This window comes from Clostridium sp. ZS2-4 (assembly GCF_026719745.1).
In the GTDB taxonomy this organism is placed as follows: Bacteria; Bacillota; Clostridia; order Clostridiales; family Clostridiaceae; genus Clostridium_H.
Genome location: NZ_JAPPRQ010000044.1, coordinates 13,775 through 29,141, shown reverse-complemented (window position 1 = coordinate 29,141; position 15,367 = coordinate 13,775). Strand labels below are relative to the sequence as shown.

At 29.4% G+C, this 15,367-nt stretch carries 12 protein-coding genes; 6 read left to right on the top strand and 6 right to left on the bottom strand.

The window, feature by feature from the left end; all coding sequences use genetic code 11:
- Positions 1-16: 16 nt before the first annotated feature.
- The 3 genes from OIO11_RS07330 to OIO11_RS07320 all read left to right on the top strand — a co-directional run bounded on the left by OIO11_RS07330 (position 17) and on the right by OIO11_RS07320 (position 5,161).
- Positions 17-1,381, top strand: a complete 1,365-nt coding sequence (locus OIO11_RS07330; protein ID WP_268070789.1) for a metallophosphoesterase family protein — start codon at positions 17-19, stop codon at positions 1,379-1,381.
- On the top strand, positions 1,378-4,200 hold the full coding sequence (locus OIO11_RS07325; RefSeq protein ID WP_268070788.1) for an ATP-binding protein: 2,823 nt from the start codon (positions 1,378-1,380) through the stop codon (positions 4,198-4,200). Before OIO11_RS07330 ends, OIO11_RS07325 begins: the two co-directional genes overlap by 4 nt.
- Before the next feature lie 160 nt (positions 4,201-4,360).
- Positions 4,361-5,161 (top strand): CPBP family intramembrane glutamic endopeptidase, encoded by an 801-nt coding sequence (locus OIO11_RS07320; RefSeq protein WP_268070787.1) that lies wholly within the window; start codon positions 4,361-4,363, stop codon positions 5,159-5,161.
- A 126-nt stretch (positions 5,162-5,287) separates the two neighbouring features.
- Here OIO11_RS07320 and OIO11_RS07315 read toward each other — a convergent pair whose 3' ends face one another.
- The 3 genes from OIO11_RS07315 to OIO11_RS07305 form a co-directional block, all read right to left on the bottom strand.
- Entirely contained in the window at positions 5,288-7,735 is a 2,448-nt protein-coding gene (locus OIO11_RS07315) for a DsrE/DsrF/DrsH-like family protein (protein WP_268070786.1), read from the bottom strand.
- Between the two features lie 19 nt (positions 7,736-7,754).
- Positions 7,755-8,042 (bottom strand): ArsR/SmtB family transcription factor, encoded by a 288-nt coding sequence (locus tag OIO11_RS07310; protein ID WP_268070785.1) that lies wholly within the window; start codon positions 8,040-8,042, stop codon positions 7,755-7,757.
- 230 nt (positions 8,043-8,272) lie between these two features.
- A complete protein-coding gene (locus OIO11_RS07305; protein WP_268070784.1) occupies positions 8,273-9,601 on the bottom strand; it encodes a D-alanyl-D-alanine carboxypeptidase family protein in 1,329 nt (442 codons plus the stop codon).
- Between the two features lie 150 nt (positions 9,602-9,751).
- On the opposite strand from OIO11_RS07305, the gene OIO11_RS07300 reads away from it, so the two are divergent.
- The gene (locus OIO11_RS07300) at positions 9,752-10,351 is read left to right on the top strand and encodes an NUDIX hydrolase (protein ID WP_268070783.1); all 600 of its coding nucleotides are present in this window, start codon (positions 9,752-9,754) and stop codon (positions 10,349-10,351) included.
- 23 nt (positions 10,352-10,374) lie between these two features.
- On the opposite strand, the gene uvsE is transcribed toward OIO11_RS07300, so the two are convergent.
- The gene (gene uvsE / locus OIO11_RS07295; protein WP_268070782.1) at positions 10,375-11,334 is read right to left on the bottom strand and encodes a UV DNA damage repair endonuclease UvsE; all 960 of its coding nucleotides are present in this window, start codon (positions 11,332-11,334) and stop codon (positions 10,375-10,377) included.
- 263 nt (positions 11,335-11,597) lie between these two features.
- On the opposite strand from uvsE, the gene OIO11_RS07290 reads away from it, so the two are divergent.
- On the top strand, positions 11,598-12,836 hold the full coding sequence (locus tag OIO11_RS07290) for a serine hydrolase (RefSeq protein WP_268070781.1): 1,239 nt from the start codon (positions 11,598-11,600) through the stop codon (positions 12,834-12,836).
- Between the two features lie 65 nt (positions 12,837-12,901).
- On the opposite strand, the gene OIO11_RS07285 is transcribed toward OIO11_RS07290, so the two are convergent.
- Entirely contained in the window at positions 12,902-13,252 is a 351-nt protein-coding gene (locus tag OIO11_RS07285) for a hypothetical protein (protein WP_268070780.1), read from the bottom strand.
- Between the two features lie 198 nt (positions 13,253-13,450).
- Here OIO11_RS07285 and OIO11_RS07280 point away from each other — a divergent pair, with 198 nt between their 5' ends.
- Positions 13,451-13,702, top strand: coding sequence for a hypothetical protein (locus OIO11_RS07280; RefSeq protein WP_268070779.1), 252 nt, complete (start codon positions 13,451-13,453; stop codon positions 13,700-13,702).
- 44 nt (positions 13,703-13,746) lie between these two features.
- Here OIO11_RS07280 and OIO11_RS07275 read toward each other — a convergent pair whose 3' ends face one another.
- Positions 13,747-15,222 (bottom strand): nicotinate phosphoribosyltransferase, encoded by a 1,476-nt coding sequence (locus tag OIO11_RS07275; RefSeq protein ID WP_268070778.1) that lies wholly within the window; start codon positions 15,220-15,222, stop codon positions 13,747-13,749.
- Positions 15,223-15,367: the final 145 nt, after the last annotated feature.

Here is a 15,367-nt window from a genome sequence, read left to right as displayed (position 1 = left end):
TATAAAGGAGAAAAAAATGAAAGAATTAATCAATCATAAGCTAAGGTTTATTCACGCTGCAGATATTCATTTGGGAAGTGTTTTGCATACAAATTATGAAGGCATAAAAGAATTTGAGACAATATTTAAAGATGCCGTTTATGAAGCTTTTGAAAGAATATGCAGCTGTGCTATTAAATATGAAGTGGATTTTATGCTTTTATCTGGAGATACTTATGACATGGATATAAGAACAGTAAGATCAAGAGAACTTTTTTATAAGCAGTGTATAAGATTACAAGAACACAATATTCATGTATATATGATAAGAGGTAATCATGACCCCTATGAAAAATCCGAAGGGCTTTTCAATTTACCACAAAATGTACATGTGTTTGATAGTGAGGAAGCAGAAATCTTGGAAGTATATAAAAATCAAAGATTAGTCTCCAGAATTTTAGGACAATCATATAGAGGCAAATGGGAGGGAAGAAAAATGGTTAACTCCTATAAACCTTTAGATAATTCTGTATACAATATAGGGTTATTACATACCCAATTAGAGGCTAAAAATAAAAAGTATGTTCCATGTACTCTGGAAGAATTAAAAGAAAAAGAAAATATAAACTATTGGGCTCTTGGACATATTCATAAATGCAAACTGATAAACTGTGTAAAGCCTGTTATAGCTTATTCTGGTATTCCTCAGGGAAGAGATATGGGAGAAGAAGGGGTAGGTGGGTGCTTGCTTGTAGAAGTTAATGAGGATTTTTCAAGCAGTATCAGTTTTTTGCCTGCATCATCAGTTGTATGGAGAAAAGTTACACTTAATATAGATGAATGTAAGGATAAAAAGCCTAGTAATCTTAGTGAACTTGAAGAAATTATACTTGAAAAAGGACAAACTATCCTGGATAATATTCCAAATCTTCCTGAAGATTTAAAGTGTACATATCCAGTGTCAGAAATTATCAGAGGATATGTAGTTCAATGGAGTATAGAAGGCAGAGGAGAAATAGATGAAATTTTGAGAGAAGACGAGGAGAATATTAGTCAGTACTTAATCAAGACTTTGAATAGTCATTTCATGGACAATAATTTATTTATGTATACGGATTCAGTAGAAATTAATACTAGAATGGAAATTTTAGATATTGAAAACTTAAGGAAAACTAATATGGTATTTCAAGAAATAGATAAAATCATACAGGATATTTTTCAAGATGAAAATATGAATAAAGATATAGTAAATACTTTTGGTGGTGTCTTTGAAAAAAAGTACGATAAAGAAGATTTTAATCAGGAAAAGATTCAACTGGATGAAAAAATTATTGAGGAAATTATTAGAGCTGCTGGGGAAATTGTAATAGAAAAATTGGTAGAAAAAGGTGAAGAGGGTTGAGGATAAAGAGGATATATATAAAGGACTTTGGTATCTTTAGAGATGAAAAGCTTGATGAATTAAGTGGAAGAATAGTTGTAATAGGAGGATATAACAGAGCTGGAAAATCATCTTTTATGGAGCTTCTAAGACATTTGGGGTTCGGTTTCTTTTCAAATAAGGGAGAACTGCCTCCTGCCAATGTGGAATATCAGGTTAATTATGATATTGAAACTATAGGGGGAGAGATATATAACATTGATATAAGAGGAAATAAAAATCCTGTTGTTAAAGGCATAAATGTGGATAAAGAAGTTTCAATCAATACCATATACAGCAATATAGATTATTTTACTTATAAACAGCTTTTTACAATAAGCTTGGATGAATTGCAAAATACAGGAGTAAAAAGTTTAAGAGAAGTAAATGATATGCAGACCATATTTTTAGGAGCAGGCTTTAAGGAAATTGCTCAAGTTCCACAAATATTAAAGGAGATGGAGAAAGAAGCTGTAAAAACAGGTGGTAAAAATGGGAGCCCTTCCACAGCTCAATTTAAAGAATATAATAAACTTATCAAAAAAGGTATTCAGTTGAGAGATAAAGCAGCAAGTGATGTTAAAGAGTATTACGATAAAAGTAGAGAATTAGAAGAAATTGATAAAGAAATATGCAAAGAGGAAGACAAACTTAAAAATAAAGAAAAAAGAATTCACCTTCTGAGAATGATCAAAAGTAATTTTAGCTCATATGAAAGGTTAAAGGAAACTGAGCTTAAAATTAAGATTTTTGAGAAAGATGAGGATATTAAGAATTTTAAGTATGGAGATTCAGAGCGATGTATAAGTCTTAAAGAGGAGTATGAAGATTTACTGTATGAATATACACAAAATATATTTATATTTAAGAAACGCACTGGAGGAGATAAAGAATTAAGAGACAATCTCTTTAATTATAAACATAAGATTCAGTATTTTTATAACAATATTTCTGGAATACTTGAAAAGATAAAAAATTATAAAGGATTAAAGGAAAAATGTATTGAGAAAAAAGAAATAATAATAAAAGAAATAAGAGATATCAATGAGGAATGGATTGATGATTTTAATAAAGTATTGAGTATAAAGACTGATATTATTAGTCTGGAAGATATTAATAATAATATTGATGAATATATGAAACTTACATATAAAAAAAATGCAATTGAAGATGAATTAAAGTCACTAGAAGTAAATAGAAAAGTTATGGATAAAACAAATTCTAAAAATACTAATGAGGAGATAGACAAGTTAATAAAAAAATATTTCTCTATTTCCCTAATAATTATTATATTAGGAGTTATGTTATCATTTTTAAACTATAGAGCTGGAATCATATTAGCTTTAGGGGGAGCCGTTTTGGGAGGTATGTTTGCTGTAATAAAGTATACTTCCTATGTTGGAGAAATTGATAGCAGTGAAGATTTAAGAACTAGTGCAGAAAGTATAAGTAATGATATAAAAAACAAGAAAGAAACCTATAAAGATTTATGCGAAAAAACTGAAAATAATAAAAATAAGATTGATAATTATAGAAGTTTGTTAAATCTTCAGAGGGAAGTCTCTGGTGAGACCCTAAAAGAGTATTTTAGAAGAATTAAGGAGAGTAAGAATAAAATTATAAACCTTCAAGAAATGATAAATAAATGTACAAAATTCGGACAGGGTATTAATGAGGAACTAACTTCAATGTTCAGCTTAATATATCAATTTAGTGAAGTTTTTAGTAAAGATGAGACAGAAGTATTAGATGGAAATTTGATAAAAAATGCTGATAGGTTATGTGGTATGATTAAAACTTTAAACAGTCATATAGCACTTGCTGAGGAATTTGAAATTATACAAGAGAGGAAGGCGTTATTGGAAGATAAGATATTTGAAGTTATTGGAGATAAATATAAGGAAGAAGAAATTTTAACAGCTTTGGAAGAGTATATACGAAAAAGTGAAGAAGCTAAAGAAATATTTCACTTAAAGAAGGAAAAAGAAATACTTGAGAATACACTTAAGAGTGTATTTGATGCTTCTTTTATAAATAATTATCCAGAGTATGATGCCGACTATAAAAAGATATTTGAAAATTATAAATTATCCACAGAAATTCAGGATGAATATGTTAAGACTGAAAGAGAATGTATACATATTAAAGAACAAATAGAAAAGCTTAAGGAAATCCATCAAAACTTAAAATACAAACTTGAAGTTCTAAGAGCTGAAGAGAATATTGAAATTGCAGAAGAGAATATTAACAATGGAAGAAAGGGATTAATGCCTTTGGCAAAGAGATATGCTTCTTTAAGAGCAGCAGAGTATATACTGAAAAAATTGCAAAGTAATTTTATAGAAAAAACTAAAGATTTTCTGCTTAAGGGTGCTAGTGAGTATATATATGAAATTACAAAAGGGGAGTATACAGACATACTTCCACCGGAGGATTTAACAAATTTAGAGTTTAAAACTATTTTGCAAGATGGAAGTATTCAGAATACTCCAGACGTTTTAAGCAGGGCTACAAAAGAGCAGTTGTTTTTGGCTGTAAGACTAAGTAGAATAAAGGACATTAATCCTCCACTCCCGCTAATATTAGATGATTCTTTTGTAAATTTTGATGAGAAGCATACTATACAAGCGGTTAAGATTCTTTTAGAACTATCAAAAACTAACCAAATTTTCATAACAACCTGCCATCCACAGATAGTAGAGTATATAGATAAGCAAGCTGAAGAAGTTCAGTATTGGAAATTAGAGAAGGGAAAATTTGCATTGACTGATAAGGATAGCTTGGTTAAATATTTAGTATAAGAATAAGGTCATTAAAAATACTTAAGTTCTATAAGAAAAGAGATACGAAATAAATGTAAAATATTTACAAAACATCCTTAAAGGTGTATTATTAATGAAATGAATAAAATATTATTAAGTATTAAGATGAGTTTTAATATTATAGCTTAGGAGGAATATAGTGAAAAAGTTTTTGTGTTTAGTATTTTATACTGTAAAGTATCTCTTTATTTATGTTTTATTACAGTCTTTAGTGACTACAGCCGCTATTTTGTTCATGGAAAAAGAATTGTATATAAAAGATTTAAAAGGAGTTGATGATTTAGTAATTAAATACAGCTATACAACACTGCCTGTAAGTATTATAGTAACTTTTATTGTTTATTATCTGCTATTTAAATTTGAAAAGGAAGATTTAATTAAATACTGTGATTTTAGAAAATTTAAGTATAAGTATATTCTGCCTATAATTTTTTTAACTATTGGGTTTACTTTAATGCTCAGTCCCATATCAAAGTTTGAGGTAAATATATACTCTATGAGCAAAGAGGGTATTATTGGATTTTTAGGACTGTTGATTTTTGTTCCCATTTTTGAAGAAATTCTGTTTAGAGGTATAATTTATAATAAATTAAGAGAAAACATTGATGTGTTTTCTGCAATAATAATTCAGGCTTTGATTTATGGACTATTTCATGGAAATGCTTTTCAAGCAGTTTATACAGGAGTTTTAGGTGTTATACTGGCCATTGTTTATACATGGAGTGACTCAATTTGGACATCTATATTAACACATGGAATTTTTAATCTTTTAGGATTAATTATCATGCCTTTACTTATAAACTTTTCAAAAGGAGTAACAAGGTTCTATATACCTATTTATACTACAATAGGAATTATAATTTTGTTTGTAAGCTTTAGAAATTTATATAGAATTGCCAGAACGAGAGAGCCCTTTAATGACTTCTTTGTAGAACTTTAATACTAAAAATAAAGTGCAAAGATGAAAAATTTTATCTTTACACTTTATTTTTATTTGAGTGCAGTTTTGCTTTAGCAAAACATCTTTTCCTAGTACCTCGTACCTTATTCCTTGATTTTTTTGGTGTTATATAAATAGATTTATATTAGACTGATCAGCTTCACCTAGGTAATAGCCAACTCCACCAAACTTAACACCATTGATTAATTCTTCTGATTTAAGTCCTAGAAGATCCATAGACATTTGGCAAGCAACTAATTCAACGCCGTTGTCTATAGCAGATTGCATAAGTTCTTCAAGAGAATTTACGTTGTGTTTTTGCATTATGCCTCTTATCATTTTTGGACCCATTCCACCCATATTCATATTTGATAATTTTAATTTCTCACTTCCGCGAGGCATCATTTTACCAAACATTGTTTCAATGAAGTTTTTCTTAACAGATATTGCTTCATTTTTTCTTAAAATATTTATTCCCCAGAAGGTGAAGAATAAAGTAACTTTTTTGCCCATTGCAGCAGCACCATTAGCTATAATAAATGAAGCAATAGCTTTATCAAGATCACCACTAAATACAACCATAGTTTGAGAATCCTGTGCAGGAGCAGGTGTGATTTCTTTAGCTGCTACTAAAGGAGTTTCGCAATTTTTCTTTAAAGTAGCTTTAATTATACCTTTTTCCTTACCCAGGTCTATAAGTTTTGTATTTGTTTTTTTGCACCATGATTTAATATCTTCGTAAAAACCAGGGTCGGAAGCTGAAACATTTAAGATATCTCCAGGGTTTAATTCGTCAACTGCAGCTTTAACTCTCATTAAAGGTCCAGGACAGCAAAGACCGCAAGCGTCTAGAGTTTTAACTACACCAGCAGCTACTTCAGGATTTTCAATATTGGTAACTAACTCTTCTGAAGTATTTATTTTTTTAGGTTTGAATTTTTGAGACATATACAATTTAAATCCTCCTGTAACATTTTTAACTTTAAATCCAAGCTGTTTCAATAATCTTTCTGCTAAATAACCTCTAAGACCTATTTGACAGTAAGTCCAAATTTCTTTACTCTTATCTAGTTCATTTAATCTGGCTCTTAACTGTTGTAATGGAATATGAACTGAACCATCGATAGAACCAGTTTCTTGTTCTAAATCTGTTCTAACATCTAAAAGAATTATAGAATTTCTATCTCTTCCATCAATATCACGTGGAAGCACAGCTTCAGATTTACCAGTTATAATATTTTCAGCATAATATCCCACAATATTAACAGGGTCCTTTGCAGAAGAATAAGGTGGAGCATAGCATAATTCAAGTTCTGTAAGATCAGTTACAGTACCATTTAATCTCATTACCGCTGCAATATCATCAATTCTTTTATCGACACCTTCGTATCCGATTGCTTGTGCGCCTAATATTTTACCTTGATCATTGAATATTAATTTTAAGGTTATTGGCATTGCACCAGGATAATATGAAGCATGGCTTTGAGGATAAACATATATAACCTTATAAGGTATGTTATTTTTTTGTAAAGTTCGTTCATTATTACCTGTACTTGCACAAGTCAAGTCACATACTTTAAGAATAGAAGTGCCTTGTGTGCATTTATAAGTAGTTTTAATTCCGCTAATATTGTCAGCAACAATTCTACCTTGTTTGTTAGCAGGTCCTGCTAGAGGAACAGCACTTTTCTTTCCGTTTACAAAGTCAACAATTTCTATAGCATCTCCAACCGCGTAAACATCTTTTATATTAGTTTCTAAATGTTCATTAACTATGATGTGTTCTTTTGGACCAAATTCCAGTTTAGTGTCTTTAAGGAATTTCACATCAGGGGTTACACCTATAGCAAGAATAACCATATCAGCAGTTAATTTTTCACCGCTGTTTAGAGCGATATCAACTTTATATCCATTGTCTGAGAAAGATTTCACACCATTGTTTAAAACTAGATTTATGTGATTATCTTCTAATTCTTTTTCAGCCATAGTTACCATATCATAATCAAAAGGAGCAAGTATATGAGGAGCAGCTTCAACTAGAGTAACCTTAATATTTTGATGATTAAGATTTTCAGCCATTTCAACACCTATGAACCCACCGCCAATAACAACTGCAGAAGAAATATTGTTTTCAGTTATATAAGCTTTGATTTTATCTGTATCATCCATATTTCTTAATGTAAATATTCTCTCATTATCTATACCTTCAATAGAAGGTTTTATTGGCTTTGCACCAGGGGATAAAATTAAAGAATCATAAGTTTCTGTATAAGTTCCTTTATCATAACTATTAATAGTAACTTCTTTTTTATCAGTATTTATTTTAATAACTTCGCTTTGAATTCTTACATCTATATTGAATTTTTCCTTCATATCCTGTGGTGTAGATACTAAAAGATTTCCTCTTTCTTGAATAGTACCTCCAATGTAGTATGGCAATCCGCAGTTAGCAAAGGAAATGTGATTTCCCCTTTCAAACAAGATGATTTCTGCTTGTTCATCTAATCTTCTAAGTCTAGCAGCAGCTGAAGCCCCACCAGCTACTCCGCCTACGATTACTATTTTTTTACTCATAAAAAATCCTCCCTACGAATTAAATTTCTTCTTCAAATAATAAATTAATCAATTTAATTACCTTTTCACTACATACTTTATAATTGATTTCAAGTCCGTTTCTTTCACCTTTTATGATGCCTAAGTTCTTTAGTTTTTGGAGATGTCTTGACACTGTAGGTTGTGGAACATCAAGGCAATTTTGCATTGTTGTTACATTACATTGGCCTTTTTGCAACAAACCTCTAATTATGCATAAACGCACAGGATGTGCAATTACTTTTAATAATTCAGCTGTTTCGTTGTATTTTTCAAAGTTGTTATTCATTTTTTTCACCTCACAAGTAACACATAATTACTATATTCATATATTACAATATATGAATATAGTTGTCAAATGGTTAACAATATTTTAAATTTAATTAATAGTTAAAAATATATAATTCATAGTGAAGGATATTTTGCTAATGCAAAACTTAAACAAAAAAAGAACCTAAATATAAGTAAATTACATATTTCGGTTCTTTTGATAGTCACTGTTAATTTGTTTTGTAATTTTTAAAATCTTCTTCTACGTTTTTTTCCACTTCTAGCTATTAGCTTCACTAAAAGAACAATTACTAAAATTGCTGCTATTACAGCAACTGCTGCACCAACATATAGAAGAAGGTTTTGTTTCATAACATCACTTGATGAAATTGTTGGATATAATTCATAATTTTTGGAAGTATCTCTCTCTTTAAGCACAAGAGTTCCTATACTTTTATCCGTACTTAATTTTCCAATATTTATATCAGGAATTTTAAATTCACTTTTTACTTCGGCTTTATTAACTTCATTTTCATAATATAAAGCATCTTCTTTTAATATTACAGGTATGCTTATTTCTTTTTCAGGACCTATAATTTTAAGAGGTTTATATTTCACAGTAATATTTTTTAATTGGGTATTAGCCTTATATAGAGGAGCTTTTTTAGCAGTGTAACTCCAATTGATTATTTTAGTCATATCATTAAAAACATAAGAATCCTTTGCGTCATATACTGATTTTAACACTACTCCAATAAGGGTCTTGCCATCTTTTTGAAAAACAGTTGTAAGGCATCTTCCAGCTTTTGAAGTGTATCCAGTTTTACCACCAACACAAATAGCATCAGAGGCAGGCATTTGATTTAGATCAATACCTGTTTTATCAGCATAAGCTGTGTCAATTTTAACTCCTAATAGTTTATTTCTATTGTCTACATATGCTAGAGTACCATTAGAAATCTCAATTTTATCTTTTTTAGTGCCTATAATTTTTCTTACCCATGGATTTTTGTAAGCATTTCTAGTTATTACACTTAAGTCATAAGCAGAAGTGTAATGATCACTTATACCAGAGTCCAATCCATTTGGCGTTACAAAATGGGTATTTTTTAATCCTAATTCTTTTATCTTGTTATTCATCATTTCTTCAAATTTTTCTGGGCTTCCTGCAACACTATCAGCTATCATATATGCTGAGTCATTTGCTGAAAATAAAAGGAGTGCTTTCATTACATCATCAGCAGTCATAGTGTCATTAACTCTAATTTTACTTTTCCCTACAAGGTTGTACAAAGAATATTCAGGTTGTGAAGCAGCAGATGGAGTATATTTAATAGTATCTGTAGGTTTCTTGTTTTCAGCAAGTAATAATGCTGTTAAAAGTTTTGTTGTGCTTGCGGGATACATTGGAGATTCATCTATACCTTTTGCATATATTATTTCTCCTGTATCAGCGTCGATTACCACAGCTGTTTTTCCATAAATTTGTGGTAAATCAGCATTATTTGCAAATGCTGTCATAGAAAATGATAGTAAAAAAATCATTGTAAGTAATAAAGTTGATAATTTACGTCTCAAGATTCATCTCTCCTAGTTTTAAATTTAATATAGATTTTAATTCTATTTTAGTATACCATTTTAATATATATAGAACAACTAAAAAAAGGATGATAAATGAAAGAAAAAATCATAATTTACATAAAATTCATATTGTGCAGGAGGTAAAAAATGGAGAAAATTAAAAGTATTTTTACTGGGAGAAAAGCTAAACTCATAGGTGAATATAAGAAGAGTGCAGTAATGATATTATTGATGGAAGAAGAAGGAGAAACATACATAATATTTGAAAAAAGGGCACTAACCTTAAAAAGGCAGCCAGGCGATATTTCCCTGCCAGGTGGAGCTATTGAAGAAAATGAAACCCCAATGGAAGCAGCTATAAGAGAAACTGAAGAGGAATTAAATGTGAATAGGGATGATATTGAGTTAATTGGTCCAATGGATTATTTTATAAGTCCTTACAGGAATATAATGTATCCATTTGTAGCGGAACTACATACTAACCATTTTGAACCAAACAAAGAAGAAGTAGATCATGTATTTAAAGTACCTCTCAAGTTTTTTTTAGAAAACGAACCTATGTGTTATGAATTAGAAATTGGACCAAACTTAAAAGATAATTTTCCTTTTAATCTTATAGAAGGTGGAAGAAATTACAAATTTGGCAGAGGAAAAATTGAGCAATACTTTTATCTTTATGGTGATTATGTAATATGGGGATTTACGGCACTTATAATTAAAAAATTTGTGGAAAACATAACAGAATAAAAGTGCCACGCACTTTTATTCTGTTATGTTTCAAATGTGGTTTTATCAATCCATTTCCAATCTTTTTTTAACTCTTTAATATCCTCAACTAGTTTATAAAGAGCTAAGTCTTTCTGTTTTGCTTCAATCATTACATCTAAATCTTTATTAAATACTTTGCATTCATCAATAAATTTTATAAAGTCTTCAGCATTAATGTAATCTGCATGTTTTCTGTCTTTTTCACCATTCTTAGGGCTGGAAAAATGAACTTTAGGTGGAAGTATGTCTTTATCCCATGTATTTAAGATATTTTCAAGTATATGAGAAAGGGGTTCATTATCATTGTTGCATATATGATGATGGGCGTCTAAAACCATAGGTATGTTAAGTGTTTTACAAATGGTTAACACATCATTTGCTGTGAAGGTTTTATCATCATTTTCAAGTATCAGCTTTTCAGTTATTTCTTTGGGAAATTTGTTGAAATTATTTATGAATCTATTCATAGCTTTTTCTTTTCCACCTTGACCACTACCTATATGAATTACCATTTTACCCAGTTCATAATTCATATCTTGAAATAGATGTACATGAAACCATAAATTTTGTTTTGTATTTTCCACAACATTTTCATTAACACTGTTTATAACATTAAATTGATCAGGATGAGTGTCTACTCTAAGATTATTTTCCTTAATTAATTTACCAAGAGCTTGAAAATCTTTATTAAATATTTTTCTGTAATCCCAGTCTTCAACTTCAGGATGATTTGCTAATGGAATCAATGCAGAGGTTATCCTATAAAAATGTATTTGATTTTTTATGTTGTATTGTAATATTTTATATAAATCATTTAAGTTTGACAGAGTTACCTTTTTTAATTTATTTAGTTGTTCCTCTTTAAAAGATAATTTTGAATATGTTTTAAAAGTTACGCTGCTAGATGATGTTACTTTAGGAAGCTTTAATGAAATTGCAACATAACCAAGTCTGACTTTCATATAATTAATCCCTCATTTCTTAATTGTGCTGATTCAATTATATTATCTGTAATATAAGGTTTTAATATAACAGAATTCTATAATACACAAAATCTTAACCTATATGTTTCTTTGCTTTTTCAATATTTTCCACCTTATCTTTTCTTTTTTTTCTTAGAGAAGATGATAGGAAACAGTCTCATTTTTTACAGATTTGTAATAAAAAATCATATTAAGGGTACATTATCTTTGGGGATATCAGTTAAAGCAAGGAGAGTATTTAAATGAATAAAAAAGTCTTAAAGTTAATTACAAAAGGTTTGATTATATGTATGATTGCAGAAATGTTAAGTTTAGTTGCCTTTAAAATGAAGGTTAAAGCTGTTCAAGTTCAGGAACAGAATGATAATTTAATTGAAGAAATTTTAAAAAGGAATCCACAAGCATTTGCAAAAGTACTAGAAAATCCAGATAAATATCAGGTGCAAATTTTATATACACAAATAGATAGAGAGGAAAGTAACATTCCTAGCTTAAAATCTTTTAAGTATAGAGTAGATAAAGATAAATATTTTTATCCAGCAAGTTCTGTAAAGCTTTCGGCATGTGCTTTATCCTTGGAGAAGCTTAACAATTTAGGAATAAATAAAGATGCTCCTTTAAAAATAGAAAAGGGACGTCCATCTCAAAAATCAGCATACAAGGATTACAGTTCAGAAAGTAAAGTTCCAACTATAGGTAATTACATAAAAAAGGTTCTTGTGGTAAGTGATAATGATGGTTTTGATAGATTATATGAGTTTTTAGGGCAGGAATATTATAATGAAACCCTTTGGAAAAAGGGATATAAGGATATATTGATACTTCAACGACTTGGAAATCCAATGAGTTATCAAGAAAATAGATATACCAATCCCATTACATTCTATAATGGAGATAAGGTACTATACAGTCAACCAATGTTATATAATAAGAAAGTTTATATAAATAATATAAGGAATATTAAAAAGGGTAAAGCATATATAAATGAAGGAAGATATATAAATGAGCCAAAGGATTTTTCAAAATCAAATTATTTTTCAATTGAATGTCTTCAGGAAATACTAAAAGCGGTTATGCTTCCCGAAGCAGTGTCTGAAGAAAAACGTTTTAATTTAAATAAGGACGATTATGAATTTCTAAGGAAGTATATGTGTATGCTTCCCAGGGAATGTAACAATCCTAAGTACAATTTTAAAGACAGTCATGTAAAGTATTTTATGTTTGGGGACACAAATAAACCTATTTCTAAAAATATAAAAATATACAATAAGATAGGATGTGCCTATGGATATCTTATAGATAATGCATACATTGTTGATCAAGATAAGGGAATTGAGTTTTTACTTACCAGCGTAATTTATTCAAATGAGAATGAAGTCTTTAATGATGGAAAATATGAATATTATAAAGTTGGTATGCCTTTTTTAGCCAACTTAGGCAGAGAGATTTACAAGTACGAAGAAAGTAGAAAAAAAGTATAAAGACTATGTTTTAAATGAACTGCCACCTGTCTACTTGACAGGTGGCAGTTCATTAAGCATAGTCTTCATACTTTTATTTTATTATTGTTTTTAACTCCAAAAAGCACTACAGAAAGAACTATTACTGCTATATATACAAAAAAGTAAATTATATTAACTAAACTAGCTTTATAAAAGAATTTAAAATAAATAAACAGTATAAGAGATAATACAGTCCAAAACGCTGATACATAAGACATCTTATTATTTTTATCTCTCCACATATCTAGATTTTTCATAGTTCCAACAATTTTTTTCTTAGATTTGTTATCTGGTTCTGTTTTAACTACTAAAACTTTAAAATATATAAAGAAAATTAAGGATATGAAAAAAATACCTAAAAAAAGATAGGACAATGAAAAACTAGTTATTTCCATAACAACACCTCTTATTAATATTTTTGTTCATGCCTCTTTGCTTTTAGTATGCCCTAGTATATAGAGAAGTATCTAGTGAAATTTAACAAGTTAAAAATTTTATCAAAAAAAAGAGAAAGTTTATGAAAACATATTCATTTTTTACAAAAAATGGTTTATAATATATTTACATGAGTATATGCAGGGGGAGGAATTATAATGTCTAGATGTCCATTTTTATCAACCATTGATAAAAAAGTAAGCTGCTTTGAAGAATGTCCATTTCATGAATGCCAAGATACAGAGGGATGCTGTCCATTTAAAACTCTTTCAACAGATAAGATGTTAAGTAAAAAGCTCTTCTATAAATATGATAGTTTAGAAGATAGAAATGTTGGCATTTTAGAGGATATATATCAACAAAATAATTATACTAAGTTTTTTAACTATAATATTGCGAATAACATATAAAAGCAGAGTGATTTTAGTCACTCTGCTTTTATATGTTATTCACTTTATTCGTATAAATCAGAATATTTATTAAGTAAACTTTGTTTTAGATTCCAAAGATTATCTGAAAGATCAACATAATAAGTATGAGGATTTTCAAATCTTAAAACTTCTTCCCAAAGTTTTTCAGTTTCTTCTTGGGCAAATTTTTGAATATCTTTTACTGGAGGATTTTTATAGCAAGGTATACCCTTATCAAATATTTTTACCATTAAATCTTTAGCATAATAATTAGTTAATTTTTTCTTTTTCCAAGTGTGTACAGGAGCAAATATTTCAAGAGGTTTAGTATCATCTATTTTTTCATTATGAATACATATTAAGTCAGCGATAGCTTTATCTGTACATTTATCAAATAATCTATATATCTTCTTGAATCCTGGATTCGTTATTTTCTCTTCGTTTTCACTGATTTTAATTTTAGGAATAATTTCTCCATTTTCTTCTACAGCAACAAGCTTATAAACTCCTCCAAAAACAGGTTCAGAACGCGCCGTTATTAATCTTTCACCTACTCCAAAGCTGTCAATTTTAGCTCCTTGACTAAGTACGTCAGTGATTATATGCTCATCTAAAGAGTTAGATATAACAATTTTAACATCTGAATAGCCAGCCTCATCTAATATTTTTCTGCACTTTTTACTCAAATATGTTATATCACCACTGTCTATTCTTATTCCCTTAGGCCTGTAGCCCATAGGTTTTAAAACTTCATCAAAAACTTTTATAGCATTTGGTAATCCTGATTTTAATACATTATATGTGTCTATTAGGAAATAACAATTATCAGGATAAGATTTAGCCCATGCCTTAAAAGCTTCATATTCAGTTGCAAAAAGTTGAATCCAACTATGAGCCATTGTTCCGGAAGCAGGAACTTCAAACATTTGCTCTGCTATTGTACAAGCGGTTGCAACACAGCCTCCTATTATTGCCGAACGAGCACCATAGATAGCACCATCATATCCCTGTGCACGTCTTGACCCAAATTCCATTACAGGTCTTCCTTCTGCAGCTCTACAAATCCTGTTGGCTTTTGTTGCAATTAAAGTTTGATGATTAACTGTTAAAAGGAGCATTGTTTCTACAAATTGAGCTTGAAGAATAGGTCCTTTAACAGTAACTAAAGGTTCTCCAGGAAAAATTGGATTTCCTTCTGGTATTGCCCAAACATCACATTCAAATTTGAAGTTCTTTAAATAATCTAGAAATTTTTCTGAAAAGTAATGTTTGCTTCTTAAGTATTCTATGTCTTCTTCTGTAAATTGCAAGTTTGACAGATATTCCATAAGCTGCTGAACACCAGCCATGATACAGTATCCTCCACCGTCAGGAACTCTTCTAAAGAACATATCAAAATATGCTATTTTATCGCCTACATTATTATCTAAATAACCATTTCCCATAGTTAGCTCATAAAAATCAACTAACATCGTAAGATTTCTACCGTTTTTAATATTCAAAAAATTACTATTAGTCATGTTTTTCTCCTCTAACTTTTAAAGTGTGTATACATTTAATACATATATTTTAATACCTTATTAAAATTATTACAACACCTTTTGAGAATGTTGCTGCACAACATTCTTTAGTAACCAGAGACCAGTAACCAGTAGCCAGAAAGAA

Excerpts from the sequence above, each read along its gene's own strand:
- OIO11_RS07330 (WP_268070789.1), top strand. The coding sequence starts at position 17 with ATGAAAGAATTAATCAATCATAAGCTAAGGTTTATTCACGCTGCAGAT.
- OIO11_RS07315 (WP_268070786.1), bottom strand. The coding sequence starts at position 7,735 with ATGAGTAAAAAAATAGTAATCGTAGGCGGAGTAGCTGGTGGGGCTTCA.
- OIO11_RS07310 (WP_268070785.1), bottom strand. The coding sequence starts at position 8,042 with ATGAATAACAACTTTGAAAAATACAACGAAACAGCTGAATTATTAAAA.
- OIO11_RS07300 (WP_268070783.1), top strand. The coding sequence starts at position 9,752 with ATGGAGAAAATTAAAAGTATTTTTACTGGGAGAAAAGCTAAACTCATA.
- uvsE (WP_268070782.1), bottom strand. The coding sequence starts at position 11,334 with ATGAAAGTCAGACTTGGTTATGTTGCAATTTCATTAAAGCTTCCTAAA.
- OIO11_RS07290 (WP_268070781.1), top strand. The coding sequence starts at position 11,598 with ATGAATAAAAAAGTCTTAAAGTTAATTACAAAAGGTTTGATTATATGT.
- OIO11_RS07285 (WP_268070780.1), bottom strand. The coding sequence starts at position 13,252 with ATGGAAATAACTAGTTTTTCATTGTCCTATCTTTTTTTAGGTATTTTT.
- OIO11_RS07280 (WP_268070779.1), top strand. The coding sequence starts at position 13,451 with ATGTCTAGATGTCCATTTTTATCAACCATTGATAAAAAAGTAAGCTGC.
- OIO11_RS07275 (WP_268070778.1), bottom strand. The coding sequence starts at position 15,222 with ATGACTAATAGTAATTTTTTGAATATTAAAAACGGTAGAAATCTTACG.